The sequence below is a fragment of the Ruegeria sp. AF1 genome (assembly GCF_056542125.1).
This window is the reverse complement of record NZ_JBQFZG010000047.1, coordinates 1-1,192: the sequence shown is the minus strand read 5'-3', so window position 1 is coordinate 1,192 and position 1,192 is coordinate 1. Positions and strand designations below refer to the sequence as shown.

General features: G+C 60.5%; 1 protein-coding gene. It reads left to right on the top strand.

Annotated features, from left to right (window positions below; translation table 11 throughout):
* On the top strand, positions 1-1,176 hold a 1,176-nt coding region (gene tuf, locus ACR0BK_RS20355), incomplete at its 5' end, for an elongation factor Tu (RefSeq protein ID WP_480556064.1).
* Positions 1,177-1,192: the final 16 nt, after the last annotated feature.

The window sequence follows — 1,192 nt, the reverse complement described above, 5'->3', positions numbered from 1 at the left end:
ATGGCAAAGGAAAAGTTTGAGCGTACAAAACCGCACGTCAACATCGGCACGATTGGGCATGTTGACCACGGCAAGACGACGCTGACCGCAGCGATCACCAAGTATTTCGGTGACTTCAAGGCGTATGACCAGATTGACGGCGCGCCGGAAGAGAAAGCCCGCGGCATCACCATCTCGACCGCGCATGTGGAATACGAGACCGACGCGCGCCACTATGCGCATGTCGACTGCCCCGGCCACGCCGACTACGTCAAGAACATGATCACCGGTGCTGCTCAGATGGACGGCGCGATCCTGGTTGTGAACGCCGCGGACGGCCCGATGCCGCAGACCCGCGAGCACATCCTGCTGGGCCGCCAGGTTGGCATCCCGAAGATGGTCGTGTTCATGAACAAGGTTGACCAGGTTGACGACGAAGAGCTGCTGGAACTGGTGGAAATGGAAATCCGCGAGCTGCTGTCTTCGTATGAATACCCCGGCGACGATATTCCGATCATCGCAGGTTCGGCTCTGGCCGCGATGGAAGGCCGTGACCCTGAAATCGGCGAGAACAAGATCCGCGAGCTGATGGCGGCTGTTGACGAATATATCGACACGCCCGAGCGTGCTGTTGACCAGCCGTTCCTGATGCCGATCGAAGACGTGTTCTCGATCTCGGGCCGTGGTACCGTTGTGACCGGCCGTATCGAGCGTGGCGTGATCAACGTTGGCGACGAGATCGAAATCGTCGGCATCCGCGACACCGCGAAAACCACCTGCACCGGCGTTGAAATGTTCCGCAAGCTGCTGGACCGCGGTGAAGCGGGCGACAACATCGGCGCCCTGCTGCGTGGTGTGGATCGTGACGGCGTTGAGCGTGGCCAGGTTCTGTGTAAGCCGGGTTCGGTGACACCGCACACCAAGTTCGAAGCCGAAGCCTATATCCTGACCAAGGAAGAAGGCGGCCGTCACACCCCGTTCTTCGCGAACTACCGTCCGCAGTTCTACTTCCGTACGACTGACGTGACCGGCACCGTGACCCTGGCGGAAGGCACCGAGATGGTCATGCCCGGCGACAACGTGTCGTTCGGCGTTGAACTGATCGCACCGATCGCCATGGAGCAGGGCCTGCGCTTCGCCATCCGCGAAGGCGGCCGCACCGTCGGCGCCGGCGTCGTGTCGAAGATTACTGAATAATTCGCACAAGCGAATG